20 protein-coding genes and 1 pseudogene are annotated in these 24629 nt (G+C 74.0%); 16 read left to right on the top strand and 5 right to left on the bottom strand.

Translation table 11 applies throughout. The features are described 5' to 3' along the window. Window positions 1-577: 577 nt before the first annotated feature. Window positions 578-1006: an IS200/IS605 family transposase gene (tnpA, locus tag ACFP1Z_RS15185; protein WP_390316807.1), complete on the bottom strand. Its 429-nt coding sequence runs from the start codon at window positions 1004-1006 to the stop codon at window positions 578-580. Window positions 1007-1029: 23 nt separating this feature from the next. Here tnpA and ACFP1Z_RS15180 point away from each other — a divergent pair, with 23 nt between their 5' ends. The 6 genes and pseudogenes from ACFP1Z_RS15180 to ACFP1Z_RS15155 all read left to right on the top strand — a co-directional run bounded on the left by ACFP1Z_RS15180 (window position 1030) and on the right by ACFP1Z_RS15155 (window position 10813). Beyond that, window positions 1030-2190 (top strand): RNA-guided endonuclease InsQ/TnpB family protein, encoded by a 1161-nt coding sequence (locus ACFP1Z_RS15180; RefSeq protein ID WP_390316806.1) that lies wholly within the window; start codon window positions 1030-1032, stop codon window positions 2188-2190. 122 nt (window positions 2191-2312) lie between these two features. Continuing rightward, a pseudogene (locus ACFP1Z_RS15175) lies at window positions 2313-2423 on the top strand (carbohydrate ABC transporter permease); the annotation flags it as partial. 30 nt (window positions 2424-2453) lie between these two features. Next, the gene (locus ACFP1Z_RS15170) at window positions 2454-3692 is read left to right on the top strand and encodes a glycoside hydrolase 5 family protein (protein WP_390316805.1); all 1239 of its coding nucleotides are present in this window, start codon (window positions 2454-2456) and stop codon (window positions 3690-3692) included. Window positions 3693-3905: 213 nt separating this feature from the next. Next, window positions 3906-6962: an alpha-mannosidase gene (locus ACFP1Z_RS15165; protein WP_390316804.1), complete on the top strand. Its 3057-nt coding sequence runs from the start codon at window positions 3906-3908 to the stop codon at window positions 6960-6962. A 118-nt stretch (window positions 6963-7080) separates the two neighbouring features. Next, window positions 7081-9852: an alpha/beta fold hydrolase gene (locus tag ACFP1Z_RS15160; RefSeq protein WP_390316803.1), complete on the top strand. Its 2772-nt coding sequence runs from the start codon at window positions 7081-7083 to the stop codon at window positions 9850-9852. Between the two features lie 85 nt (window positions 9853-9937). Beyond that, complete coding sequence (locus ACFP1Z_RS15155; protein WP_390316802.1) at window positions 9938-10813, top strand: ABC transporter permease; 876 nt, start codon at window positions 9938-9940, stop codon at window positions 10811-10813. Between the two features lie 7 nt (window positions 10814-10820). On the opposite strand, the gene ACFP1Z_RS15150 is transcribed toward ACFP1Z_RS15155, so the two are convergent. Beyond that, on the bottom strand, window positions 10821-11726 hold the full coding sequence (locus tag ACFP1Z_RS15150) for an SDR family oxidoreductase (RefSeq protein WP_390316801.1): 906 nt from the start codon (window positions 11724-11726) through the stop codon (window positions 10821-10823). 102 nt (window positions 11727-11828) lie between these two features. On the opposite strand from ACFP1Z_RS15150, the gene ACFP1Z_RS15145 reads away from it, so the two are divergent. From ACFP1Z_RS15145 to ACFP1Z_RS15130, 4 genes are read left to right on the top strand one after another with little or no spacing between them, the layout of a single operon-like run. Then, window positions 11829-12596, top strand: a complete 768-nt coding sequence (locus ACFP1Z_RS15145) for an enoyl-CoA hydratase family protein (RefSeq protein ID WP_390316800.1) — start codon at window positions 11829-11831, stop codon at window positions 12594-12596. A 23-nt stretch (window positions 12597-12619) separates the two neighbouring features. Next, the gene (locus ACFP1Z_RS15140) at window positions 12620-13468 is read left to right on the top strand and encodes a CoA transferase subunit A (protein WP_390317030.1); all 849 of its coding nucleotides are present in this window, start codon (window positions 12620-12622) and stop codon (window positions 13466-13468) included. Then, on the top strand, window positions 13465-14217 hold the full coding sequence (locus ACFP1Z_RS15135) for a CoA-transferase subunit beta (protein ID WP_390316799.1): 753 nt from the start codon (window positions 13465-13467) through the stop codon (window positions 14215-14217). The genes ACFP1Z_RS15140 and ACFP1Z_RS15135 overlap by 4 nt, the downstream gene beginning before the upstream one ends. After that, window positions 14214-15287 carry an NAD(P)H-dependent flavin oxidoreductase gene (locus ACFP1Z_RS15130; protein ID WP_390316798.1) on the top strand — a complete coding sequence of 358 codons (1074 nt, stop codon included), beginning with the start codon at window positions 14214-14216 and terminating at the stop codon, window positions 15285-15287. Before ACFP1Z_RS15135 ends, ACFP1Z_RS15130 begins: the two co-directional genes overlap by 4 nt. Here the strand turns inward: ACFP1Z_RS15130 and ACFP1Z_RS15125 are convergent. Genes ACFP1Z_RS15125 through ACFP1Z_RS15115 form a run of 3 tightly spaced genes read right to left on the bottom strand, consistent with a single transcriptional unit; the run spans window position 15271 to window position 17929 of the window. Beyond that, window positions 15271-16428 (bottom strand): acetyl-CoA C-acetyltransferase, encoded by a 1158-nt coding sequence (locus ACFP1Z_RS15125; protein ID WP_390316796.1) that lies wholly within the window; start codon window positions 16426-16428, stop codon window positions 15271-15273. The two genes, ACFP1Z_RS15130 and ACFP1Z_RS15125, sit on opposite strands and share 17 nt — an antisense overlap. 53 nt (window positions 16429-16481) lie before the next feature. Beyond that, window positions 16482-17102: a TetR/AcrR family transcriptional regulator gene (locus ACFP1Z_RS15120; protein WP_390316795.1), complete on the bottom strand. Its 621-nt coding sequence runs from the start codon at window positions 17100-17102 to the stop codon at window positions 16482-16484. A gap of 14 nt (window positions 17103-17116) precedes the next feature. Continuing rightward, the gene (locus tag ACFP1Z_RS15115) at window positions 17117-17929 is read right to left on the bottom strand and encodes an SDR family oxidoreductase (RefSeq protein ID WP_390316794.1); all 813 of its coding nucleotides are present in this window, start codon (window positions 17927-17929) and stop codon (window positions 17117-17119) included. A 44-nt stretch (window positions 17930-17973) separates the two neighbouring features. Between ACFP1Z_RS15115 and ACFP1Z_RS15110 the strand changes: the two genes are divergently transcribed. The 6 genes from ACFP1Z_RS15110 to ACFP1Z_RS15085 all read left to right on the top strand — a co-directional run bounded on the left by ACFP1Z_RS15110 (window position 17974) and on the right by ACFP1Z_RS15085 (window position 24622). Then, a complete protein-coding gene (locus ACFP1Z_RS15110; protein ID WP_390316793.1) occupies window positions 17974-18855 on the top strand; it encodes an enoyl-CoA hydratase in 882 nt (293 codons plus the stop codon). Further along, window positions 18855-20018, top strand: a complete 1164-nt coding sequence (locus tag ACFP1Z_RS15105; RefSeq protein ID WP_390316792.1) for an acyl-CoA dehydrogenase family protein — start codon at window positions 18855-18857, stop codon at window positions 20016-20018. Before ACFP1Z_RS15110 ends, ACFP1Z_RS15105 begins: the two co-directional genes overlap by 1 nt. Next, complete coding sequence (locus tag ACFP1Z_RS15100) at window positions 20015-21235, top strand: acyl-CoA dehydrogenase family protein (protein ID WP_390316790.1); 1221 nt, start codon at window positions 20015-20017, stop codon at window positions 21233-21235. The genes ACFP1Z_RS15105 and ACFP1Z_RS15100 overlap by 4 nt, the downstream gene beginning before the upstream one ends. Before the next feature lie 24 nt (window positions 21236-21259). Further along, window positions 21260-22909 carry an FUSC family protein gene (locus tag ACFP1Z_RS15095; protein ID WP_390316789.1) on the top strand — a complete coding sequence of 550 codons (1650 nt, stop codon included), beginning with the start codon at window positions 21260-21262 and terminating at the stop codon, window positions 22907-22909. 232 nt (window positions 22910-23141) lie between these two features. Then, window positions 23142-23648: a MarR family winged helix-turn-helix transcriptional regulator gene (locus ACFP1Z_RS15090; RefSeq protein ID WP_390316788.1), complete on the top strand. Its 507-nt coding sequence runs from the start codon at window positions 23142-23144 to the stop codon at window positions 23646-23648. A 200-nt stretch (window positions 23649-23848) separates the two neighbouring features. Further along, window positions 23849-24622, top strand: coding sequence for a polysaccharide deacetylase family protein (locus tag ACFP1Z_RS15085; RefSeq protein ID WP_390316787.1), 774 nt, complete (start codon window positions 23849-23851; stop codon window positions 24620-24622). Window positions 24623-24629: the final 7 nt, after the last annotated feature.

Below are 24629 nucleotides of genomic sequence, written 5' to 3'. Positions count from 1 at the left end.
GTTCTTGCGAATCCCTCGCAATTAAACAGGAGGTCAAGGAGTGGCCATGAGCGGGGGTGGGGACGGGCCCGGGGGCCGACGGCGAGGCGGGGGTGCCGTGGAGCCGCAGGCGACCAGGTGCGAGGCGTATGGCGCACCCGGCGGGCGGGCCGCCGTCGAGGAGGGCGACGAGTTCCTCGGCGGCCCGCCTGCCGAAAAGCGGCTGTGTCACGGACGAGCACGGTGAGGCCGGGGCTGGGCCACAGAGTTGTGAGCGCTGACCGGTGCATACTCCTCGTCGCCGTCGAAGGTGGCGTCGTACCCCTTGAGCAAGAACTGCGCGAGGGGCAGCGGTGCGGGCAGTAGGGAGTTCTTGCACTCGGCGTAGCCGTTGGTGTCGACGGTGGCTTCGCAGAAGTAGGACCTGTCTCCGGTGACGGTGAACTTCGAGCCAGCGACCCAACCACCATCACGTCACGTGGCCCAACTGCTGTAGTACTAGCGAGGAACTACGGGCGTCCACATCCGGGAGGAATCGCTTCTCTCGATTGCTCTGACCCGCACGGGCACACGGGCGTACGGGGCTGCGCTGTCTTCCTCAGCCAGGGCGTTTCTGACTCTCGATGTACTCCTTGACGATCGCCGGTAGCGCGCCGCCACAGGATCCGGGGAAGTGGGACGGGGGCCAGAAGTGTTCGCCCCACAGGTACCGGCTGATGTGGTCGGGGAACCCCTGGCGCAAGCGCCGGGCGAAGACCCCTTTGAGGCTGCCGACAAGCCGAGACAGCGCAACAGCGGGCGGGTAGTGCACGAGTGGGTGGACGTAGCCGGTCTCGCTGTTGAACTCCCGTAGTTCTGCGCCGAAGTCCTCGCACACCTTGGGTGCGACCTCTTCGCGGCGGGTGAAGATGGCGTCGGCGAAGACCTTCCGCCGGTATTGCGGGACGGAGACCACGTGCGCGTGGAGGGTGCGGACGACGCTACGGCCCCTGCGTACAGCGGGAGTTGATTCCCATCGCGGTGACATGAATCGATGGTACGGTGATCGCTGTGAAGCTGGTCGTTCAGGTCAAACTCACACCGGATGCCGTGCAGTTGCCGGCGCTCGAGTCGACCCTGCGTGCTGCCAACGAGGCCGCGAACCGCGTGTCCGCCGTAGCCTTTGGACGCTTCGGGCTGCGGGGGTCGGTGCGTGACCTGCGGAAGCTGTGTTACGGCGAGTTGAAGGCCTGCGGGTTCGGCGCCCAGGCCGCGCAGCACATCATCAAGCGCGTGGTGGATGCGTACGCGACGCTGCGGGCCAACATACGCAACGGATGCCTCGGTCCCGAGGGGGCGAAGCGCCGCCGGAAAGCCGAGTCGAAGCCGGTCGTGTTCCGCCGGGACGCGGCGCACACGTATGACGATCGCTGCTTGTCGTGGAACTACGACGCTCGGACCGTGAGTATTTGGACCATGGACGGCCGTCTGAAGAACGTCCGCTTCGCATGCTCCCCCACGGCTCTGAAACAGCTCACCGGTCACCGCAAGGGCGAATCCGACCTGGTGTTCCGGGACGGGAAGTGGTTCCTGGTCGCCACGGTCGACATTCCCGAGCCGGAGGTGTTCGAGCCGAAGGGCTTCATCGGCATGGACCGGGGCATCAACAACCTCGCAACCACCTCCGACGGCGATAACCACTCCGGGCGTCGTCTTGACCGGTACCGGCGCTGGCAGGCCCGCAAGAAGGCCGAACTCCAGGCCAGGCAGACCCGTTCCGCCAAACAGTTGCTGAAGAAGCGTGCGCGCCGGGAAGCCCGGCACGCCACGCACATCAACCACAAGATCGCCAAGACTGTCGTTGCTGTCGCCGCACGCACCGAGCGCGGTGTCGCCCTGGAAGAACTGGGTGGCATCCGCGAGCGGGTCACGGTTTCCCGCGACCAGCGAGCACGCCAGTCCACGTGGCCGTTCCACCAGCTCGGCGCGTTCATCGCCTACAAGGCCAAGCGCACTGGGGTCCCCGTGATCAAGGTGGACCCGGCCTACACCTCGCAGCGCTGCCCGCGCTGCGGCCACACCGAGCGCGCCAACCGGCCCGCCCGGGATCACTTTCACTGTCGTCGGTGCGGCCTCGCTGGGCCGGCCGACCACGTCGCCGGGGTCAATATCGCGCAGCGAGGGGCCACGGCGTGGGTATTCGTCAACATGCCCGACCCGGCCCCCGCATAGCGGGAACCGGTGGATGTGACCCGTGACCGTCCTGTCGTAGGGGCAGTCGGGAGCATAAGCGGAGCCTTATCGAACCGAGTCAACAAGCTCGCGTTCACAGCCAAGCAGTTGACCAGAATCCCCGGCTGGTCGCGGCCGGGACCGTCATCGCGGTCGCCCCGCTCCTGGTGATGTTCGCCTGCCTGCAGCGGTACTTCTTCCGCGGGGTCGGCGAGGGCGCCGTCAAGGGCTGACCGCCTCCGAGGGAGAAGGAGGGCACGACTGTGCGCTTCGGTGTCAACTACACGCCCACGCACGGCTGGTTCCACCACTGGCTCGACTTCGGCCTCGACGACGTCCGCGCCGATCTGGACTCGATCGCCGCTCTCGGCCTGGACCACATCCGTGTCTTCCCGCTGTGGCCCGTCTTCCAGCCCAACCGCACGCTGATCCGGCCGCGCGCCGTGGCCCAGCTCGTGAGCCTCGTGGACGCGGCTCACGAGCGCGGCCTCGACGTCGCCGTGGACGGGCTCCAGGGCCATCTGTCCAGCTTCGACTTCCTTCCCTCCTGGATCACGACCTGGCACCGGCGCAACATGTTCACCGACCCCGAGGTCGTCGAGGCGCAGGGCGCCTACCTGACGGCGCTCGCGGGGGCGCTCGCCGGGCGGCCGGGGTTCCTGGGCATGACCGTCGGCAACGAGGTCAACCAGTTCGCGGGCGATCCGCACCCCGACCCCGACCGGATCACGGTGGAGCAGGCGGAGCGCTGGCTGCGCCGGATGCTCGCGGCCTGCGAGCGGGGCGCGCCGGGCGCGCTGCACGCGCACGCTTCCTACGACCGTGCCTTCCACGACGGCGCGCACCCTTTCACGCCTGCGCACTCGGCGCGGCTGGGGGCTGTGACGGCTGTGCACTCCTGGGTGTTCAACGGCACCGCTCGGCGTCACGGCCCCGCCGGTACCGCCACCGAGGCGCACGCCGCGTATCTGGTGGAGCTGTCCAAGGCGTGGGCGCGGGATCCGCACCGGCCCGTGTGGCTCCAGGAGGTGGGGGCCCCGGCCCCGTCCGTGCCGGCGGAGCACGCGCCCGCGTTCACACGGGCGACGCTCGGGTACGTGCTGGACTGCCCGGATCTGTGGGGCGTGACGTGGTGGTGCTCGCACGACGTGGACCGGGCGCTCGCCGACTTTCCCGAACTGGAATACAGCCTGGGGCTGTTGACCCATGACCGCGAGGTGAAGCCGGTGGGCCGGGAACTGGCCCGCTGCGTGCGCGAGTGGCGTGCGGGCGCACCGGCACCCGAGCCGCGCCGGACGGCGCTGCTGCTGGACGCGGGGGACGAGGAGAGCGCGCCGCTGCGGGCGGTGTGCGCTCCGGGCGGCGCGTTCTTCGAGGCGTGGGCGCGGCTCGCGGCGCGGGGACTGCGGCCGGCGGCCGTGCTGGCCCAACGGGCCGGTGACGCGGAGCATTTGGCGGCCCGGGGGATCACGGAGGTGGTGACGGTCGACGAGGCCGTCTGACGGCGTTGCCGAGCGCGGTCCACCACTACGGGACATATCAGGGTCCGCCCGGGGGTCGGCGCCGCTTCCTGGGCGGTACCCGCGGGCATGCCTACTACGTCGCCGGACCGGCCCGGAAGCCGCACCGAAAACCAACCGCACCCGAAAACCGCACCCGAAAACCGCAGCAGAGCGAAGCAGAGCCCAGCAGAGCGAGGAACAGGAGTCCGACCGATGCACCACGACCGCGCCCTCGTCGAAGCCCGTCTCAAGCGTGTCCTGGACGAACGTATCCGTCCCGCCGTCCACCCCGAGTCGGTGCCGCTGTCCGTCGGCGTCTGGCACGCGCCGGGCGAGCCCGTGCCGGTGGAGCAGGGGGTGGCGGCGCCGCGTGAGCCCACGGCCGTGGGCGAGGCGTGGGGTCCGCCGTGGAGCACGAGCTGGTTCACCGTCTCCGGGACGGTTCCCCGCGCCTGGGCGGGCAGAACGGTCGAGGCCCTGCTGGATCTGGGCTTCGACGAGAACATGCCGGGCTTCCAGTGCGAGGGCCTGGTCTACCGGGAGGACGGCTCGCCGGTGAAGGGGCTCAGTCCGCGCAACCAGTGGGTGCGCGTGGGTGATCCGGTGGCGGGCGGCGAGGAGGTGCGGCTGCACATCGAGGCGGCGGCCAACCCGGTGATCCTCGACTACCACCCCTTCCTGCCGACCGAGCAGGGCGACCGGCTGACCGCCGACACCGTGCCGCGCTACCGGCTGGCGCGCATGGACCTGGCCGTCCTGGACCGCACCGTGTGGGAGCTGGTGCAGGACCTGGACGTGCTGGGCCAGTTGATGGCCGAGCTCCCGGTGCAGGCGCCGCGCCGCTGGGAGATCCTGCGGGCGGTCGAGCGGGCCCTGGACGCCGTGGACCTCCAGGACGTGGGCGGTACGGCGGAGCGCGCCCGGGAGCGGCTCGCGGGGGTGCTGGCCGCGCCCGCGCACGCCTCGGCGCACCGGATCAGCGCGGTCGGGCACGCGCACATCGACTCGGCCTGGCTGTGGCCGCTGCGCGAGACGGTGCGCAAGGTGGCCCGTACGACGGCCAGCATGACCGCCCTGCTGGAGGACGAGCCGGAGTTCGTCTACGCCATGTCGCAGGCGCAGCAGTTCGCATGGCTCAAGGAGCACCGTCCCGAGGTGTACGCGCGGGTGAAGAAGGCCGTCGCGGAGGGCCGGTTCGTGCCGGTGGGCGGCATGTGGGTGGAGTCGGACACGAACATGCCCGGTTCGGAGGCGCTGGCCCGCCAGTTCGTGCACGGTAAGCGGTTCTTCCTGGAGGAGTTCGGCATCGAGACGGAGGAGGTGTGGCTGCCCGACAGTTTCGGCTACTCGGCGGCGCTGCCGCAGCTGGTGCGGCTGGCGGGGGCGAAGTGGTTCCTGACCCAGAAGATCTCGTGGAGCCGGACGAACAAGTTCCCGCACCACACGTTCTGGTGGGAGGGCCTGGACGGCACCCGTGTCTTCACGCACTTCCCGCCGATCGACACCTACAACGCCCAGCTGTCCGGCCAGGAACTCGCGCACGCCGTCGGCAACTTCCAGGAGAAGGGCGCCGCGACGCGCTCGCTCGCGCCGACCGGCTGGGGCGACGGCGGGGGCGGTACGACGCGCGAGATGCTGGCGCGCGCCCGGCGGCTGGCGGATCTGGAGGGTTCGGCGCGGGTGGTCTTCGACAAGCCGGCCGCGTTCTTCGAGAAGGCGCACGCGGAGTACGCCGACGCCCCGGTGTGGGTGGGTGAGCTGTATCTGGAGCTGCACCGGGCGACCCTGACCAGCCAGGCCCGCACCAAGCAGGGCAACCGCCGCTGCGAACACCTGCTGCACGAGGCGGAGTTGTGGGCGGCGACGGCCGCCGTGCGTACGGGCGCGCCGTATCCGTACGAGGCGCTGGACCGGCTGTGGAAGACGGTGCTGCTGCACCAGTTCCACGACATCCTGCCGGGGACGTCGATCGCCTGGGTGCACCGGGAGGCGGCGGCGACGTACGCGGCGGTGGCCGAGGAGCTGGAGGGGATCGTCGCCCAGGCACTGGCGACGCTCGCCGGGGACGGCTCCGCGGGCAGCACGGTCGTCTTCAACGCGGCCCCGCACGCCCGGGGCGGGGTGCCCGCGCACGGCGCACTGCCCGAGGCACCGCCGCAGGCCGCGCCGGTGCCGCCGGTGACGTCGGTGCCGCGTGAGGGCGGCGGATTCCTGCTGGACAACGGGCTGTTGACGGTCGCCGTCGACGGGCGCGGCCTGGTGGTCTCGGTGTACGACCGCGCGGCGGGGCGCGAGGTCCTCGCGCCGGGCGGGGCCGCGAACCTGCTGCAGTTGCACCCGGACTTCCCGGCCATGTGGGACGCCTGGGACGTGGATTCCTTCTACCGCAACACGGTCACGGACCTGGCGGACGCCGAGGTGGTGGTGCTCGACGGTGACGGGACGGTGCGTGTGGAGCGGGCCTTCGGCGGCTCGCGGGCCGTGCAGCGGATCACCGTGCCGGCGGGTGAGCGGCGGGTGGAGTTCGCCACGGAGGTGGACTGGCGCGAGACGGAGAAGTTCCTCAAGGCCGCTTTCCCGCTGGACGTGCACACGGAACGGATCGCCGCCGAGACGCAGTTCGGTCACCTGTACCGGCCCACGCACACCAACACCAGTTGGGACGCGGCCAGGTTCGAGGCGTGCGCGCACCGTTTCGTGCACGTGGAGGAGCCCGGCTGGGGTGTGGCCCTGGTGAACGACTCGACCTACGGCTACGACGTGACCCGGAGCGGTGGGGCGGATCCGGGGCGCCCGGGGACGCCGCCCGCGACAGGCACCACGGCCACGGTGCGGTTGTCGCTGCTGCGCGCGCCGCGTTTCCCCGATCCCCGCACGGACCAGGGGACGCACCGTTTCCGGTACGCGCTGGTGCCGGGGGCGTCGGTGGGGGACGCGGTGCGCGAGGGGTACCGGATCAATCTGCCGGAGCGGCGGGTGCCGGGCTCGGCCGCCGTGGCCCCGCTCGTGCGGGTCACGGGCGAGGCGGTGGTGGTCTCGGCGGTCAAGCTCGCCGACGACGGCAGCGGCGATGTGGTGGTGCGCCTGTACGAGTCGCGGGGCGGGCGGGCCCGCGCCCGGCTGACGGCGGACTTCCCCGTCTCGTCGGCGGCGGTGTGCGATCTGCTGGAGCGGCGCACGGGCGAGGCGACGGTGGATCCGGAAGGAGGAGGCCTCGCGTTGTCGCTGCGGCCGTTCGAGATCGTCACGTTGCGGCTGGGGCGGGTGTGAGGAGGCATGGCGCCCGGGAGGCGCACGGCACGCGGTCGGCCGTGCGCGGGCCGGTGGTGGTGCCGGGCGGTGGTGGGCGGTCGAACGGTTCGCTGAAGTGTGCGCTTAGCATCGGGGCATGAAACTCCGTCTCCCCCGTCGGCGTGGACGGCTGTGGGCCGCCGTGGCCGCCGGCACCGTCCTCCTCGGGGCGGGCACGTGGACGGTGGCCTCGGCCACGGGTCAGCAGGATGCCCCGGTGCACCGCGAGGACCGGTTCCTGTCCGTGCCGGAGTCCCCGGGCGAGGAGCGTGCCTCGGTGCGCGTGGACACCTCGTTCTTCACGGCCGGTGGTGCGGGGCGGCGTCCGGCGGTGCTGCTGGCGCACGGTTTCGGCGGCAGCAAGGACGATCTGCGCGGGCAGGCCGAGGAGCTGGCGCGTTCCGGGTACGCGGTGCTGACGTGGTCCGCGCGCGGTTTCGGGCGCTCCACGGGCCGTATCGGCCTCAACGACCCGGAGCGTGAGGTCGCCGACGTCAGCCGGCTCGTCGACTGGCTGGCGCGGCGCCCGGAGGTGCGGCTGGACGCGGACGGCGATCCCCGGGTCGGTATCGCCGGTGCCTCCTACGGCGGGGCGGTCGCGCTGCTGGCGGCCGGTCACGACCGGCGGATCGACGCGATCGCCCCGCAGATCACGTACTGGGATCTCGCCGACTCCCTGTTCCCGGGGGATGTGTTCAAGAAGCTGTGGAGCGGTGTCTTCTTCACCACGGGTGCTTCCGGCGGCCCGCTCGTGGGGAAGCCGCAGGAGCCGGGCGGCTCGCCGGAGGACTCGCGGACCGGTCCGCAGGGCGGTGCGGGGGCGGGCGACGGCAAGACCGGGCGGCCGGGCGGGCCGGGCGGCTGCGGCCGGTTCGCGCCGGAGCTGTGCGCGATGTACGAGCGCGTGGCCGTCGCCGGAAGGCCCGATACGGCGGCGCGGCAGTTGCTCCAGGCGCGCAGCCCCTCGGCGGTCGCCGGACGGATCAAGGTCCCGGCGCTGCTGGTGCAGGGGCAGCGCGACTCGCTCTTCCCGCTGGAGCAGTCCGACGCGGCGGCCCGCGCGATCGCCGGCAACGGGGCGCCCGTGGCCGTCGACTGGGTCGCGGGCGGGCACGACGGGGGGTTCGGGGAGAGCGGGCGGATCGCGCAGCGCACCCGCGCCTGGTTCGACCGGTATCTGAAGGGGGACGCCGCGGTGGACACCGGGCCGGTGTTCCGGGTCACCCGGAGCGGGGGCATCGACTCCACCGAGGGCGGGCAGCGGCTGCGCGGCGCGAGCGCGGACCGCTATCCGGGGTTGCGCGACGCGCCGCGCGAGGTCGCGCTGTCCGGCCGCGAGCAGTTGTTCTCCAGTCCGCCGGGGGCCGCGCCGCCCGCGATCTCCGCGGTGCCGGGGGTGGGCGCGCTCTCCCGGCTGTCGGGCCTCGGCGTCGGTGTGGCGCTCGACTTCCCCGGCCAGTACGCCCGGTTCGACTCCGCCCCGCTCGACGAGAGCGTCCGGGTCACGGGCAGTCCCACGGTCCGTGTCACGGTGAGCTCCGACACCGACGAGGCGGTGCTGTTCGCCAAGGTCTACGACGCCGGTCCGGACGGGCAACAAGTGCTGCCCGCGCAGCTGGTGGCCCCGGTCAGGGTGACCGGGGCGCGCGGCGGCCGGGAGGTCGAGCTGCGGCTCCCGGCCGTCGACCACACCTTCGAGGCCGGGCACCGGATGCGGCTCGTGCTCGCCTCGACCGACCTCGGCTACGCGTCCCCGGCCGAACCCGCCGCGTACACCGTCGCGTTGGCGGGCAGCCGGGCACTGAGCGTGCCGACCGCGCCCGGCGTGCGGACGGCGGGCACCGCGCTGCCCTGGTGGGTGTGGGGGCTGCCGTCGGGCGGTGTGCTCCTCGCCGGCGCGCTGCTGCTGGTGCGGCGGCGTACGGCCGTACCGCCGCCCGATCCGGCGCTCGCCGACGTGCCGTTGGTCATCAGCGGGCTGAACAAGCGCTACACCGGGTCCGCCGAGCGGTGGGCGGTGCGGGAGCTGTCGTTCCGGGTCGGGCAGGGGCAGGTGCTGGGCCTGCTGGGTCCCAACGGGGCGGGCAAGACCACCACGTTGCGCATGCTCATGGGTCTCATCCGCCCCGACAGTGGCGAGATCCGGCTCTTCGGGCACGCGGTCCGGCCGGGCGCGCCGGTGCTCTCCCGGGTCGGGGCGTTCGTCGAGGGCGCCGGTTTCCTGCCGCATCTGTCGGGGCGGGCGAATCTGGAGCTGTACTGGCGGGCGACCGGCCGGCCCGCGCGGGACGCGCGTCTCGACGAGGCGCTGGAGATCGCCGGGCTCGGTGACGCCCTGGAGCGCGCGGTGCGCACCTATTCGCAGGGCATGCGGCAGCGGCTGGCTCTCGCGCAGGCCATGCTCGGGCTGCCCGATCTGCTGATCCTGGACGAGCCCACCAACGGGCTGGACCCGCCGCAGATCCGCGAGATGCGCGAGGTCATGACGCGCTACGCGGCGGCCGGCCGCACCGTGATCGTCTCCAGTCACCTCCTCGCGGAGGTCGAGCAGAGCTGTACGCATCTGGTGGTCATGGACCGGGGCCGGCTGGTGGCCTCGGGCCCGGTCGCGGACATCGTGGGCTCGGGCGAGACCGTACTGGTGGGCATCGAGGGCGGGGTGAGCGAGGTGGTCGCGGAGAAGGTGGCCGCGCTGCCGGGTGTCGCCTCGGCGGTCCGCGGCGAGGAGGGCCTGCTGGTGCGGCTGGCCGGTCTCAGCGCGGCGGAGCTGCTGGTCGAGTTGGTGCGGCTGGAGGTCCCGGTGGCGCGCCTGGGTCCGCACCGCCGTCTGGAGGACGCCTTCCTGACCCTGATCGGAGACCCGTCATGAGCAGCGCGAGCATGAACGCCGTGAGCACGAACGCCATGAGCATGAATGCCATGAGCATGAACGCCGTGAGCATCGGAGACCCGTCATGAGCACCGCGCCCGGAGCCGCTGCCGCCCCGCCGGGTTCCGCGCCCGGCTACCGCGCGCGGCGCACGCTGCCCCTGCGGGTGGAGGCGGTACGGCAGTTGCGGCGGCGCCGCACGCTCGTGGTCGGGGCGGTGCTCGCGGCGCTGCCGTTCGTCCTGATCGCGGCCTTCGCGATCGGCGGACAGCCCGGCGGGCGCGAAGGCCGTGTCTCCCTGGTCGACACCGCGACCGCTTCCGGGGTGAACTTCGCGGCGACGGTGCTGTTCGTCTCGGCGGGTTTCCTGCTGGTGATCCCGGTGGCGCTGTTCTGCGGGGACACGGTGGCGGCGGAGGCGGGCTGGTCGTCGCTGCGCTATCTGCTGGCGGCCCCGGTACCGCGGGCCCGGCTGCTCGCCGTCAAGCTGACGGTGGCGCTGGCGTTCAGCGCGGCGGCGATGGTCCTGCTGCCGCTGGTGGCGCTGGCGGCGGGTACGGCCGCCTACGGCTGGGGGCCGCTGCGCATCCCGACGGGCGGTTCCCTGCCCGGCGAGGTGGCCGTCGGCCGCCTCGCGCTGGTCGTGGCCTACGTCTTCGTGGGCCAACTCGTCACCGCCGGGCTGGCGTTCTGGCTCTCCACGGTCACGGACGCGCCGCTGGGCGCGGTCGGCGGCGCGGTGGGTCTGACGGTCGTCGGCAATGTCCTGGACGCGGTCACGGCCCTGGGCCACTGGCGCGAGCTGCTCCCCGCGCACTGGCAGTTCGCCTGGGCGGACGTCCTCCAGCCGCGGCCGGAGTGGGACGGCATGGCCAGGGGCGCGGCGGTGTCGGTGGGTTACGCGGTGGTGCTGGTCGCGCTGGCGTTCCGGCATTTCCGCGGCAAGGACATCGTTTCCTAGCGGAGCGTCAGCTGCCGTAGACCGGCCGCGGTGCCGGTGTCCGGGTCAGGAGTTCGCGTACCGCTCCGCCCGCCTCCGACGGAGTCCAGCGGGAGTTCTTGGTGGCCGTGGGGCCGGGCTGCCAGCCCTCCATGACGGTGATGCGGCCGCCTTCGGCCTCGAAGACGCGGCCGGTGACACCGGCGGCGGAGGCGGAGCCGAGCCAGACGACGAGGGGGGAGACGTTCTCGGGGGCCATCGCGTCGAAGCCGGAGGACGGCGGGGCCATGGTCTCGGCGAAGATCCGCTGGGTCATGCGGGTGCGGGCGGCGGGGGCGACGGCGTTGGCCTGGACGCCGTAGCGGCCGAGTTCGGCGGCGGCGACGAGGGTGAGGGCGACGATGCCGGCCTTGGCGGCGGCGTAGTTGGCCTGGCCGATGCTGCCGAGCAGCCCGGCTCCCGAGGTGGTGTTGACGATCCGGGCCGTGGGGGTGCGCCCCGCCCGGCGCTCGGCGCGCCAGTGCGCGGCCGCGTGCTTGAGGGGCAGGAAGTGGCCCTTGAGGTGGACGCGCAGGACCGCGTCCCAGTCGTCCTCGGTGAGGTTGAGCAGCGTCCGGTCGCGCAGGATGCCCGCGTTGTTGACGAGGGTGTCGAGGCGGCCGTAGGTCTCCAGGGCGGTCGCGACGAGGGAGGCGGCGCCCTTGTCGGTGGCGATGTCGCCGCTGTGCGCCGTGGCCTCGCCGCCGCGCGCGCGGATCTCGGCGGTGACCTTGTCGGCCACGGAGGACGAGCCGCCCTCGCCGCCGGGGCCCACGCCCAGGTCGTTGACGACGACCTTCGCTCCTTCGGCCGCGAAGGCGAGGGCGTGCGCGCGGCCGAGGCCGCCGCCCGCGCCGGTGACCACGGCGACGCGTCCGGCGCAGATTCCGGTCATCTCCGCTTCTCCCTCTTCATGTCGCGCACCTCCCGTGGTGACTCCTCCGCTGCTACCGTCGACACCTAACAAACGTTAGGTGGAAAGGTAGCTGATCCCCTGATGGCTGTCTCCAGTGCGCGCCCCGGCCCGGGCATCGCCGTCGTCACCGTGGACTACCCTCCCGTCAACGCCCTTCCCGTGCAAGGCTGGTTCGACCTCGCCGAGGCGGTACGGGCGGCGGGGCGCGCGCCGGAGGTCCGCTGTGTCGTGCTCGCCGCGACCGGGCGCGGCTTCAACGCCGGCGTCGACCTCAAGGAGATCCGGGGCACCGCCGGCCACGCGGCCCTCCTGGGTGCCAACCGCGGCTGCGCTGCGGCCTTTTCGGCGGTCTACGACTGCGAGGTGCCGGTCGTCGCGGCCGTGCACGGGCACTGCCTGGGCGGCGGCGTCGGTCTCGTCGGCAGCGCGGACGCGGTGGTCGCCGCCGAGGACGCCACGTTCGGCGTGCCGGAACTGGACCGGGGCGCGCTGGGCGCGGCGACCCATCTGGCCCGGCTCGTACCCCAGCATCTGATGCGCACGCTGTACTACACGGCGCGTACGGTCACCGCGCGCGAGCTGCACCGGCACGGGTCGGTGTGGCAGGTCGTCCCCCGCGCCGAACTCCCCGCCGCGGCCCGGGGGCTGGCCCGGGAGATCGCCGCCAAGGACGGTCTGCTGCTGCGGCTGGCGAAGGCCGCGCTCAACGGCATCGAACCGGTCGATGTGCGCCGCAGCTACCGCTACGAGCAGGGGTTCACCTTCGAGGCGACCCTGGACGGCGTGGCGGACCGGCTGCGCGCGGGCTTCGGCGGCCGCCCCTCCTCCCCGGCCGGGGAGGGAAGGTGAGCACGCGCGCGGCCGACAAGACCATGACGGCCGACGAGGCCGTCGCCCAGCTGCGCAGCGGGATGACCGTCGGCATCGGCGGCTGGGGCTCGCGGCGCAAACCGATGGCGCTCGTACGGGCCCTGCTGCGCTCGCCGGTCACGTCCTTGACCGTGGTCTCCTACGGGGGCCCGGACGTGGGCCTGCTCGTGGCGGCGGGCCGGGTCCGCAAGCTGGTGACGGCCTTCGTCACCCTCGACTCGATCCCCCTCGAACCGCACTTCCGCACCGTGCGCGAGCGCGGCGGACTGGAGCTGGTGGAGCTGGACGAGGCGATGCTGATGTGGGGGCTGACCGCCGCCGCGCACCGGCTGCCGTTCCTGCCCGTCCGCGCCGGCCTCGGCTCGGACGTCCTGACCGTCAACCCGGGCCTGCGCACGGTGAGATCGCCGTACGAGGACGGCGAGGAGCTGGTGGCCGTGCCCGCGCTCGCGCTCGACGCCGCGCTGGTGCACCTGAACCGGGCGGACCGGCGGGGCAACGCCCAGTACCTGGGCCCGGACCCGTACTTCGACGACCTGTTCTGCGAGGCCGCCCACGAGGCGTACGTCTCGTGCGAGCGCCTCGTCGACACAGGCGGCTTCGCCCCGGCGGGCGGGCCGCAGACGCTGCTGGTGCAGCGGCACTGCGTCACGGGCGTCGTGGAGGCGCCGGGCGGCGCGCACTTCACCTCGTGCGAGCCGGACTACGGGCGGGACGAGGCGTTCCAGGCGGCCTACGCCAAGGCGGCCGCCGACCCGGCCGGCTGGCGCGCCTTCGCGCGGCGCTTCCTCTCCGGTGACGAGGACGCCTACCGGTCGGCGGTGAACCTTCTTCCCAGGGAGGGGAATTGAGCGTGCGTCGGAGCGAGGTGTGCGTCGTGGCGTGCGCGGAGGCCTGGCGCGGGGACGGGGAGGTCCTGGCGAGCCCCATGGGCGTGGTGCCGACCGCCGGTGCCCGGCTCGCACGGCTGACGTTCGCCCCGGATCTGCTGCTCACCGACGGCGGGGCCCTGCTCGTGGCCGAGGTGCCGGCGCTGGGCGCGCCGGCGGAGCGGATCGAGGGCTGGCTGCCGTTCCGCCGGCATCTGGCGCTGGCCATGGGCGGGCGGCGGCACGTGATGATGGGTGCGGCCCAGCTCGACCGGCACGGCAACCAGAACATCTCGTGCGTCGGCGACTGGCGGCGTCCACGCCGGCAGCTGCTCGGTGTGCGCGGCGCGCCCTGCAACACCCTCAACCACGCCACCAGTTACTGGGTCCCCCGGCACTCACCGCGCGTCCTGGTCGAACGGGTCGACATGGTGTGCGGCGTGGGCCACGACCGGGCGGCCGCCCTGGGCCCGTTCGCGGCGCGCTTCCACCGGCTCCGCCGCGTCGTCACCGACCTGGCGGTGCTGGACTTCGACACGCCGGACCGTACGCTGCGCGTCCGTTCGCTGCACCCGGGCGTCACCGCCGAGGAGGTACGGGCGGCGACCGGCTTCCCGCTGGACATCCCCGCGGACGTGCCCCGCACCCGTGAGCCCACGCGGGCCGAACTGCGGCTGATCCGCGAGGTGATCGACCCGGACGGGCTGTGCCACCGCGAGGTGCCGGGGTGAGCGGCCCGCTGCCGGCGACGCCGCTGACCCGGCTCACCGGGGTCCGTTTCCCCCTCGTGCAGACCGGTATGGGCTGGGTGGCCGGTCCCCGGCTCGTCGCGGCCTCGGCGAACGCGGGCGCGCTCGGCATCCTCGGGGCGGCCACCATGACGGCGGATCAACTGCGGGCGGCGATACGGGAGGTGAGGTCGCGTACGGACCGCCCCTTCGGCGTCAATGTGCGCGCGGACGCCGGGGACGCGGCCGAGCGCGTGGGGATCATCGTGGCGGAGGGCGTGCGCGTCGCCTCGTTCGCGCGCCGTCCCCCGCGCGAGCTGATGGCCCGGCTCAAGGACGCCGGGGTCGTCGTCATGCCCACGGTGGGCGCCCTGCGGCACGCCGAACGGGCCGTGGAGCGGGGCGCGGACGCGCTGATCGTGCAGGGCGGCGAGGCCGGCGGGCACACGGGCGAGGTCGCGACGACGGTGCTGCTCCCGCAGGTCGTGGACGCGGTCGGGGTGCCCGTCGTGGCGGCGGGCGGCTTCCACGACGGGCGCGGGCTGGTGGCCGCGCTCGCGTACGGGGCGGCCGGTGTCGCGATGGGCACGCGCTTCCTGCTCACGGCGGAGAGCACGGTGCCGGCGGCGGTGAAGGCCGCGTATCTGGCGGCCGCCGCCCAGGACGCCGTCGTGACGACGCGGGTCGACGGCGTCCCGCACCGGGTGCTGCGCACCGCGTTCGTGGACACCCTCGAACACGACGGCCGGGCACGGGCGTTGCTGCGTGCGCTGCGGCACGTGTCCGCGTTCCGGCGGCTGTCCGGGGTGAGTTGGCCCGCTCTGCTGCGCGACGGGCTCGCGCTGCGCCGTGCCGCGCCCGCCCCGTGGAACCGGGTGCTGCTCGCGGCCAACACGCCGATGCTGCTGAAGGCGGCCATGGTGGACGGCCGCGCGGACGCGGGCGTGATGGCCTCGGGCCAGGTCGTGGGCCTGATCGAGGACGTGCCGAGCTGCGCGGAACTGGTGGGAAGGGTGATGCGGGAGGCAGAGGAGGTGCTGGGGAGGCTGGCCGCGGCTACAGCCGTTCGATGATCGTCACGTTCGCCTGCCCTCCTCCCTCGCACATCGTCTGCAGCCCGAACCGGCCCCCGCTCCGCTCCAGTTCGTGCAGCAGTGACGTCATCAGCCGTGCGCCGGTGGCACCCAAAGGGTGACCGAGGGCGAGGGCCCCTCCGTTGACGTTGACCCGTTCCGGGTCGGCCCCGGTCTCCGCGAGCCAGGCCATGACCACGCACGCGAACGCCTCGTTGGCCTCGACGACATCGATGTCGTCGATCGTCAGGCCGGCCCGCGCGAGGGCGCGGGCCGTGGCCGGGACGGTGGCGCCGAGCATCCGGACGGGGTCGTCGGCGCGTACCGACAGGTGGTGGACGCGGGCGCGGGGCGTGAGTCCGTGCGCGCGCACGGCCCGTTCGCTCGCGAGCAGCAGGGCCGCGGCCCCGTCGGAGATCTGCGCGGCGAGCGCCGCGGTGATGCGGCCGCCGGGCAGCAGGGCGGTCAGGGCGGCCATGCGCGGCAAGGAGGTGTCGCGGCGGGGTCCCTCGTCGGCCACGGCCTGCCCGCAGGGGACGGTCTCGCGCGCGAAGCGGTCCTCGTCGAGCGCGCGCACGGCCCGCCGGTGCGAGCGCAGCGCGTACTCCTCCATGGCCTCGCGGGTGAGGCCCCAGGCCGCGGCGATGTCCTCGGCACCGAGGAACTGGCTGACGGGGCGGTCGCCGTAGCGCGCGTGCCAGCCCCGGGATCCGGCGTAGGGGCCCTCGGTACGGCCAAGGGGCGCGCCGGCCCGGCCCATGGCGTAGCCGATGGGGATCTGCGACATGTTCTGCACGCCGCCGGCGACGACGAGGTCCTGGGTGCCGGAGAGCACGGCCTGGGCGGCGAAGTGCACGGCCTGCTGCCCGGATCCGCACTGCCGGTCGACGGTGACGCCGGGCACCTCCTGGGGCAGGCCCGCGGCCAGCCAGCCGGTGCGGGCGATGTCCCCGGACTGCGGTCCGACCGTGTCGACGCAGCCGAGGACGACGTCGTCGACGGCGGCCGGGTCCACGCCCGTACGGTCGATCAGGGCGCGCAGCACGTGCGCGGCGAGGTCGGCGGGGTGGAGGGCCGCGAGGCCGCCGCCGCGCCGGCCGACGGGGGTGCGCACCGCTTCGACGATGTATGCCTCGGCCATGGCCGCTGCCCCCTCGGTCGTCCTCGGTCGTCAACTGCTCGGTGGATGCGGGGTCATCGGTCCGCCGGGAGCGTGATGCCGTCGAGGACCATCGACAGGTAGTGGCGGGCGATCTCCTCGGGCGTGCGGTCGCCGTCCGGCCGGTACCAGGAGGCGGCGACCCACACGGTGTCGCGCAGGAAGCGGTAGGCCAGGCGCACGTCCAGGTCGGGGCGGAAGACCCCTTCGGCGACGCCGCGTTCCAGGGTGCCGAGCCAGACCTCCTCGAACCGGGCCTGGGATTCGGCGAGATAGGCGAAGCGCGGCTGTGTGGCGAGGTGCCGTGCCTCCTTCTGGTAGATGGTGACGGCCCACAGGTGCCGGTCGATCTCCCGGAAGGACTCCACGACGAGGGACTCGACGGTCTCGCGGGGGCCGAGTCCGGCGGCGAGCACGGCGTCGTAGCCGGCCCACAGCTCGTCGAGGAAGCCGGTGAGGATCTCGTCGAGCATCGACTCCTTGGAGTCGAAGTGGTAGTAGAGGCTGCCCGCGAGCAGTCCGGCCCGGTCGGCGATCCGGCGGACGGTGGTGGCGTTGTAGCCGTGGGCGGCGAACACCTCGGCTGCGGTGGCGAGGAGTTCGCGGCGGCGCCCGGGCGCGGGCTGGACTGCGGTGGTCTTCTTGCTGTTCGGCACGGGCTCATTGTGGGTCACGCGCGCTGCCCGCCGACCGACACGGTCTCGCCGGTGAGGTACGAGGAGTAGCCGCTGGCGAGGAAGACGATCACGTTGGCGACCTCCCAGGGTTCGGCTCCGCGGCCGAGCACCTCGCGGGCGGCGAGTTCGGTGAGCAGTTCCGGGGTGGTGACCTTGGCGAGGTGCGGGTGCGGGGCGAGGCTGGGTGCGACGGCGTTGACGCGGACGCCGAAGTCGGCGGCCTCGACGGCGGCGCAGCGGGTCAGCGCCATGACGCCGGCCTTGGCGGCGGCGTAGTGGGCCTGGCCGCGCTGGGCGCGCCAGCCGAGGACGGAGGCGTTGTTGACGACCGCGCCGCCGGCGCCGTGCGCGCGCATGCGGCGCAGGGCGGCCCGGGTGCAGCGGAAGGTGCCGTTCAAGGTGGTGTCGAGGACGGCCTGCCACTGTTCGTCGGTCATCTCCACGAGCTCGGCCGTGCCGCCGAGTCCGGCGTTGTTGACGAGGATGTCGAGGGTGCCGTGCCGCTCCTCGGCGAGGTCGAACAGGGCGGCGACGTGCGTCTCGTCGGTGACGTCGCAGGGCAGTCCGGCGACGTTGCGGCCGCCGAACTCCTCGCTGAGCGCGGCGACGGTCGCCCGCAGCCGCCGGGCGTGCGCGTCGCCGAGGACGACGCGGGCGCCCTCTTCGAGGAAGCGGCGGGCGGTGGCGCCGCCGATGCCGGTGCCCGCGGCGGCGGTGACGACGGCGGTGCGGCCCGCCAGCAGCTCGTGTCCGGCGAGGGGCTTCGGGGGCTGCGGGGTGCCGCGCGACTCCTCGACGCTGCTCATGGGGGCACGTTAGCCTGCCTAACACTTGTTAGGGAAGGAGTGGTATGGACGCCACCCGTGTCCCCGACCCGCACACCCCGCCGGGGGACGACGTCGTGCTCTACGCCCGCTCGGGCCCGGTCGCGACGGTGACGATGAACCGGCCCGAGTACCGCAACGCCCAGAATTCCGCGCTGACTTACGCGCTCGACCACGCCTTCTACCGGGCCGCCGACGACGACGGCGTCAAGGTCGTCGTCCTCGCGGGAGCGGGCGAGCACTTCAGCGCCGGGCACGACATCGGCTCGCCCGGCCGCGATGCCGACCGGCCCTTCGCGCGGACCGCCGGACTGTGGTGGGACCACTCGGACAAGGCGGGCGCCGAGCGGCGGTTCGCGCGCGAGTCCGAGGTGTACCTGGGGATGTGCCGCCGCTGGCGCGAGCTGCCGAAACCGGTGATCGCCTCGGTCCAAGGGGCCTGCGTGGCAGGCGGGTTGATGCTGGCCTGGGTGTGCGACCTGATCGTGGCGAGCGAGGACGCGTTCTTCGCCGACCCGGTGGTGCGGATGGGCGTCCCCGGCGTCGAGTACTTCGCGCATCCGTGGGTGATGCCGCCGCGTATCGCCCGGGAGTTCCTGTACACGGGCGAGCGCATGAGCGCGCGGCGCGCGTACGAACTCGGCCTGGTCAACCGGGTGGTGCCGCGCGCCGAACTCCGCGCCCGGACCATGGAGTTGGCGACGCGCGTCGCCGGGATGCCGCGCATGGGGCTCGCCCTCGCCAAACGGGCCGTCAACCAGGCCGAGGACCTTCAGGGGCTGCACAGCGGTCTGGACGCGGCCTTCGCCCTGCACCACCTCGCGCACGCCCACAACGCGGAGACCACGGCCGACCCGCTCGGCGGTGTGGGCCTGCGCGCCCTCAAGGACGGGGAGGGGGGCGGCTGATGGACCTCGACCCCACCCCCGGGGAGGCGGCGTTCCGCGACGGGGCCCGCGCCTGGCTCGCCGCGCACGTGCCCCGCCGGCCCCTGCGGTCGCTGGAGACCGCCGAGGGCTTCGCCGAGCACCGCGCCTGGGAGCGGACCCTGGCGGACGGCGGCTGGTCCGCCGTCGACTGGCCGTCCCGGTACGGCGGCCGGGACGCCTCCGCCGTCGAGTGGCTGCTGTTCGAGGAGGAGTACTGGGCGGCCGGGGCCCCCGCCCGCGTCGCCCAGAACGGCATCCGCCTCCTCGGCCCGGCCCTGCTGGAGCACGGCACCGAGGAGCAGCGCGCCCGGCTGCTCCCGCCGACGGCGCGCGGCGAGACCGTGTGGGCGCAGGCGTGGTCCGAGCCGGAGGCGGGCTCGGACCTGGCCGCGCTGCGCTCCACCGCCGTGCGCGCGGAGGGCGGCTGGCTGCTGCGCGGGCACAAGACGTGGTCCTCGCGGGCGGCGTTCGCCGACCGTGCCTTCGGGCTGTTCCGCAGCCACCCGGGAGCGGAGCGGCCGCACTTGGGGCTGACGTACGTGATGTTCCCGCTGGACGCCCCCGGGGTGACGGTGCGTCCGATCGCCCGGCTCGACGGCAGGGCCGCCTTCGCGGAGCTGTTCCTGGACGGGGTGTTCGTGCCCGACGCGGACGTGCTCGGCGAGCCGGGGCAGGGCTGGCGCGTCGCGATGAGCACCGCCGGTGACGAGCGCGGCACGACGCTGCGCAGCCCCGGCCGCTTCACGGCGGCCGCCGAGCGGCTCGTGGCGCTGTGGCGCGCCACGGCGGACCCGGCGGACACGGCGCTCGCCGCGCGGGTGGCGGGCGTCGTGCTGCGCGCGCGGGCGTACCAGCTGCTCGCGTACGCGCGGGCGGGCCGCCCGGGAGCGGGCGGCGCCCGGTCCAGCCTCACGAAGCTCCTCTGGTCGGAGCTGGACCTGGCCCTGCACGAGCTCGCCCTGGACCTGCTGGGCCCGCGCGGCGAGCTGGCCTCCGGGGCCGACGACGCGCCGCAGGGGGGCGGTTGGGCGGACGGCTGGGTGTTCGCGCTGGCCGGTCCGCTGTACGCGGGCACGAACGAGATCCAGCGCGACATCGTCGCCGAGCGCCTGCTGGGGCTGCCGAGGGGGCGCCGCCCGTGAGGTTCTTCCTGGACGACGAGCAGCGCGCCTTCGGCCGTACCCTCGACCGGATGCTCACCGCCTCCGACGCCCCGTCAGCGGTACGGTCCTGGGCGCGCGGCGACCACGCCCCGGGGCTCGCCCTGTGGCAACGCCTCGCGGAGTCCGGGGTGTTCGCGCTGGCCGTACCGGAGGAGTACGGCGGCGTGGGGCCGCTTCCGGTGGAACTGGCGGTGGCTTTCGTGGAGTTGGGCCGTCACGCGGTGCCGGGTCCGCTGGCGGAGACGGTGGCGGTGGCGGCACTGCTGTCAGCGCTCGGCGAACGGGACGGCGGCGGGCTCGCACGGGAATGGCTGCCGGGGATCGCGGACGGCACGGTGAGGACGGGCCTGACGGTGCCGGGAGGCAGCCCGTACACACTGGACGCGGACGTGTGCGAGGCGGTGTTCGTGGTGGAGGAGGTGCCGCCTGAGGCCGAGGGCCCCTCCCCCGGCCGGCCCGGCGGTCCGGGCACCGTGGCCGATGCCGGCGCGGAGAGCACGACCGGCGGTGCGCCGCCGGAGGGCACGGGCCGGCAGGACACTCCGGGCGCCGGGCGGACCACGGGGCGTCCCGCCAGCGGCATCGGGAGTGCGCCGAACTCCCCCGGCCGGCCGGGCGGTTCGTACCGGCTGCGCCTCGCCGTTTCCCACGGGTCCGTCCAGCCCTCCCTCGATCCCGCGCGCCGGCTCGCCCGGCCGCTCGCCGGCACGGACATCCGGCTCTGCTCGCCCGCCGTGCGCGCCGCGGGCGGTATCGCCGCCGGCTGGGCGGCGTTCGCGGTGGCCGCGCAGGCGCTGGGGGTCGGGCGGGAGCTGCTGGCGCGTACGGTCGCGTACGTGAGGGCGCGGCGCCAGTTCGGGGTGCCCGTCGGCTCGTTCCAGGCGGTGGGGCACCGGCTGGCCGACACCCTGCTCGCCCTGGAGTGCGCCGAGCCGCTGGTGTACGGCGCGGCCGTGGCCCTCGCGCGGGGCACCCCGGACGCCGGCCGTGCCGAGGTCGCCGCCGCCAAGGCCGCGGCGGGCGAGGCCGCGTACGCCGCCGCCCGTACCGCGCTGCAGTTGCACGGGGCGATCGGTTACACCGCCGAGTACGACCTGTCGCTGTGGCTCGGCAAGGCACGGGCCCTGCGCTCGGCGTGGGGCGATCCCGCCGCGTGCGGGCTGCGTGTCCTGGACCACCCTTCATTGTTTCACTAGTAAAACATCTGCTAACGTTCTCGTATGGTGAACGAGTCGCACCGGCGGCAGCACCGCCGCCCCCTGCCCCGCCCCCTGCCGTCCCTGCGCAGCACGGTCCGGCTGAACAAGGGCACGGACATCTGGCACAAGCCGGCCTTCAGCGGGGCCGTCGCGATGGCGGTGCCCAACCTCGTGCTCTACGCGGCGGGCCGCCTCGATCTGGCCCTGTACGCGGCGGGCGGGGCGCTGTGCGCGCTCTACGGGCACGACCGGCCCTACGCGGCCCGCGCCCGGACGCTGGTGTGGGTGGTCCTCGGCATGGCCGCGAGCGTGGGCCTGGCCCTCACGGCCGCCTCGCTGACGCGCTCGGCCGCCGTGCTGGTGCTGGTGACGGCCCTGCTCGCGGCCGCGCAGAAGACGCTGTGCGACGCCACCCGCGTCGGCCCGCCGGGCAACCTCATCTACACGTTCGTCACCGCCACCGTCTGCTTCGTGCCGCAGCGGCTCACGGAGGTGCCCGCGCACGTCGCGGTCACGCTCGCGTGCGGCGCGTTCTCGTGGCTGGTGTGCATGGCGCCCGGGCTGGTCCGCCCGTACGGACCGGAGCGCATCGCCACCGCCCGCGCCCTGGAGGCGGCCGCCCGGCTGCCGCACGGCGCAGCCGGCGGCGGGGCCGCCGTGCCGCGGGCCCGGCACGCCGCGCTGGCCGCCCTGCACACGGCCCGGCACGCCCTGCGTCCGGGGCACGCCGAGCGGGACCGCCTGTGGCTGCTGCTCCACGAGGCCGAGGCGACGCTGGCCCACGGCACCCCGGAGCGCACCGAACGCTGCGCGGAGCGGGCCCGCGCGCTGCGCTCGGGACGGCTGCCCGAGCCGTCCGGAGCGGCCCCCGCCGCCGTACGCCCCGTGGAGCGCTCCGGCGCGGCGCGCGCCGTGCTGGACCGGCTGCGGCCCGGCTCCCCGCTGCTGCCCGTCGGCACCCGGGTCGCCGTCGGCGGCGCGCTCTCGGGCTGGGCCTCGATCGCGCTGGGCACCGGCCACCCGTACTGGGCCGTGGTCACCGCGACCGCGGTCCTGCAGGCCAACACGTCCCTGACCTGGCAGCGCATGCTGCAGCGCACGCTCGGCAGTCTCGCGGGTCTGCTGCTGTTCGCCGCTCTGGTGCCCCTGGCCCGCACCGGGCCACTGGCGATCGTGGCCCTGGCGGCGCTCCTCCAGATCGGTGCCGAGGCGTTCCTGCCGCGCAACTACTGGCTGGGTCTGGTGTGCGTCACGCCGCTCGCGCTGCTGCTGTCCGGGCTCGTCGCCGGACTCGACGCGGGCGAACTGGCCGCCGACCGCTGCGCCGACACACTGATCGGCGCGGCCGTCGGGCTGCTGGTGTGCGCGCTGGTCACCAACCGGCGGGCGGCGGACCGGGTCGAGGCGGCGGTGGAGCACGTGCGGGAGGCGCGGGCGGCGGCACTCGCCGTACTGGAGCGCTCGTACGGTGCCCAGGAGGCCGGCCGGGCCCGCGACCGGCTCATGGCCTCGCTGGTCGAACTGCGCGCGGCGGCGGACACGGCGGACGGCGAGTGGTGGCAGCGGCCCCTGCCCGCGGAGCCGGTGGCCCGCGCCGAGCGCGAAGCGCACGCGGTGCTCGCCGCGCTGGCCCCCTGCGGGCAGCCGGCGCGCCCCGCGCCCGTCGGATAGAGGGCCGCCGACCGCGCGCTCCCGGTCCGCTGCCGCCGACGGCCCGGGAGCGCGGAACCCGCGGCGTTCTCCTCGGCGTTGCTCCGGCGGCGGACCGGCATCCGCGCGGCGCGCACCGGTCCGCCGTGCCCCGGACACGTCCGCGCCCGGCGCGGTGCGCACCTCGCTTCCGGCGGGCCCCGGGCGGGACGGCAGAATCTATCCGGAGCACCGAACCGAAAGGATTCCCACCGTGACCGAGGACGTCGTCGCGCGCGTGCTGCGCCAGTGGCAGCAGGTCCACCCCGGACTCGACTACGCGCCGATGGCCGTGATCGGCAGGCTCAACCGCTGCGCCGCCCTGCTGCAGCAGGCCACCGACGCCCCGCTGGTGCGCGAGGGGCTCACGCGCGCGGAGTTCGACATCCTGGCCGTACTGCGCCGCACGGGCCAGGAGCTGACCCCCGGGCAGATCGCGCGGGAGACCTTCGCCTCCGGCGCGGCCGTCACCAAGCGGCTGCGCGTCCTGGAGTCGCGCGGGCTGGTCGCGCGCCGCCCCGACGAGCGCGACCGGCGCGTGGCCCACCTCGCCCTCACCGAGGAGGGCGGCGAGCTCATCGACCGGCTGATCCCGCATCAGCTCGGCTACGAGGGGACGCTGCTGGCCGGGCTCGGCGCGGAGCGGCAGAGCCAGCTCGCCGACACGCTCGCCGAGCTGCTGGTGCTGCTGGAGGGGCGCCTCGGCGGGCTCCAGCCGTGACACGGCGTCCAGGGAACCGGTGCCCTCTTTGGGATGAACCCCGGCTGCCGCCCGCTGACGCCGGGTCAGCGGGCGGCGTGACGTCATCCCCCTGTCCCCACTTGATGATGACTCTGTAACAGCGGGCACCCCGCCGCCGCCCGCCGCCCTCTCTCCAGGTGAGTCAAGAGATCGTCGAGAGGGAAGGCAGGGCCCGCGTCATGAGGCTGCCGAAGAAGCACAGGAACCGGATCGTGGTCGCGGCGGCGGTGCTCGCGCTCGCCGGCGGCACCGTCGCGGTGGCGGCCTCGAACAACCCCGGGGACAAGGCGGAGGCGCGGAAGGTCGAGCAGCCCGCCCCGGCCAGGAGCGGGGTCAGCGAGGAGATCTCGCGTCAGTCCGAGGACTCCGGCAAGCCGGGCGAGGAGAAGAAGACGGTGAACCTCACCTTCGACGACGGCCCGGACCCCACGTGGACGCCCAAGGTCCTGGACCTGCTGCGCGAGTACGGCGCGAAGGCGACCTTCTGCATGATCGGCCCGAACGCGAAGGCACACCCCGACCTCGTCAAGAAGGTGGTCGCGGCCGGGCACCGGCTGTGCGACCACTCCATGTCGCACGACACCACGATGGACAAGAAGCCGGTCGACTACCAGCAGCGGGAGATACTCGACGCGCAGAAGCTGATCGAGGAGGCGTCGGGCGGCGAGCCCGTGCGCTACTACCGGGCGCCCGGCGGGGCGTTCACCCCCGACAGCCGGCGCGTCGCCGCCGAGCACGGCATGCGGCCGCTGGGCTGGAACGTGGACACCAAGGACTTCGAGCACCCGGGCGTGGAGAAGATCCTCGACACCGCCCAGCGGCAGCTCGCCAAGGGCCCGACGGTGCTGATGCACGACGGCGGCGGCAACCGGGGGCAGACCCTGGAAGCCGTGGCCAAGCTGCTGCCCTGGCTGAAGCAGGAGGGTTACACCTTCAGCTTCCCGCAGGCGTGAGACGGGC

Source organism: Streptomyces gamaensis (assembly GCF_042656465.1).
In the GTDB taxonomy this organism is placed as follows: Bacteria; Actinomycetota; Actinomycetes; order Streptomycetales; family Streptomycetaceae; genus Streptomyces; species Streptomyces gamaensis.
Note: the sequence above shows the minus strand (reverse complement) of the source record. Positions and strands in the feature narration are given on the sequence as shown.

What these genes read in the sequence shown, in the direction of transcription:
- tnpA (WP_390316807.1), bottom strand. Translation starts at nt 1,006, where the DNA reads ATGTCACCGCGATGGGAATCAACTCCCGCTGTACGCAGGGGCCGTAGC.
- ACFP1Z_RS15165 (WP_390316804.1), top strand. Translation starts at nt 3,906, where the DNA reads ATGCACCACGACCGCGCCCTCGTCGAAGCCCGTCTCAAGCGTGTCCTG.
- ACFP1Z_RS15160 (WP_390316803.1), top strand. Translation starts at nt 7,081, where the DNA reads ATGAAACTCCGTCTCCCCCGTCGGCGTGGACGGCTGTGGGCCGCCGTG.
- ACFP1Z_RS15155 (WP_390316802.1), top strand. Translation starts at nt 9,938, where the DNA reads ATGAGCACCGCGCCCGGAGCCGCTGCCGCCCCGCCGGGTTCCGCGCCC.
- ACFP1Z_RS15150 (WP_390316801.1), bottom strand. Translation starts at nt 11,726, where the DNA reads ATGACCGGAATCTGCGCCGGACGCGTCGCCGTGGTCACCGGCGCGGGC.
- ACFP1Z_RS15145 (WP_390316800.1), top strand. Translation starts at nt 11,829, where the DNA reads ATGGCTGTCTCCAGTGCGCGCCCCGGCCCGGGCATCGCCGTCGTCACC.
- ACFP1Z_RS15140 (WP_390317030.1), top strand. Translation starts at nt 12,620, where the DNA reads ATGACGGCCGACGAGGCCGTCGCCCAGCTGCGCAGCGGGATGACCGTC.
- ACFP1Z_RS15125 (WP_390316796.1), bottom strand. Translation starts at nt 16,428, where the DNA reads ATGGCCGAGGCATACATCGTCGAAGCGGTGCGCACCCCCGTCGGCCGG.
- ACFP1Z_RS15115 (WP_390316794.1), bottom strand. Translation starts at nt 17,929, where the DNA reads ATGAGCAGCGTCGAGGAGTCGCGCGGCACCCCGCAGCCCCCGAAGCCC.
- ACFP1Z_RS15110 (WP_390316793.1), top strand. Translation starts at nt 17,974, where the DNA reads ATGGACGCCACCCGTGTCCCCGACCCGCACACCCCGCCGGGGGACGAC.
- ACFP1Z_RS15105 (WP_390316792.1), top strand. Translation starts at nt 18,855, where the DNA reads ATGGACCTCGACCCCACCCCCGGGGAGGCGGCGTTCCGCGACGGGGCC.
- ACFP1Z_RS15095 (WP_390316789.1), top strand. Translation starts at nt 21,260, where the DNA reads ATGGTGAACGAGTCGCACCGGCGGCAGCACCGCCGCCCCCTGCCCCGC.
- ACFP1Z_RS15085 (WP_390316787.1), top strand. Translation starts at nt 23,849, where the DNA reads ATGAGGCTGCCGAAGAAGCACAGGAACCGGATCGTGGTCGCGGCGGCG.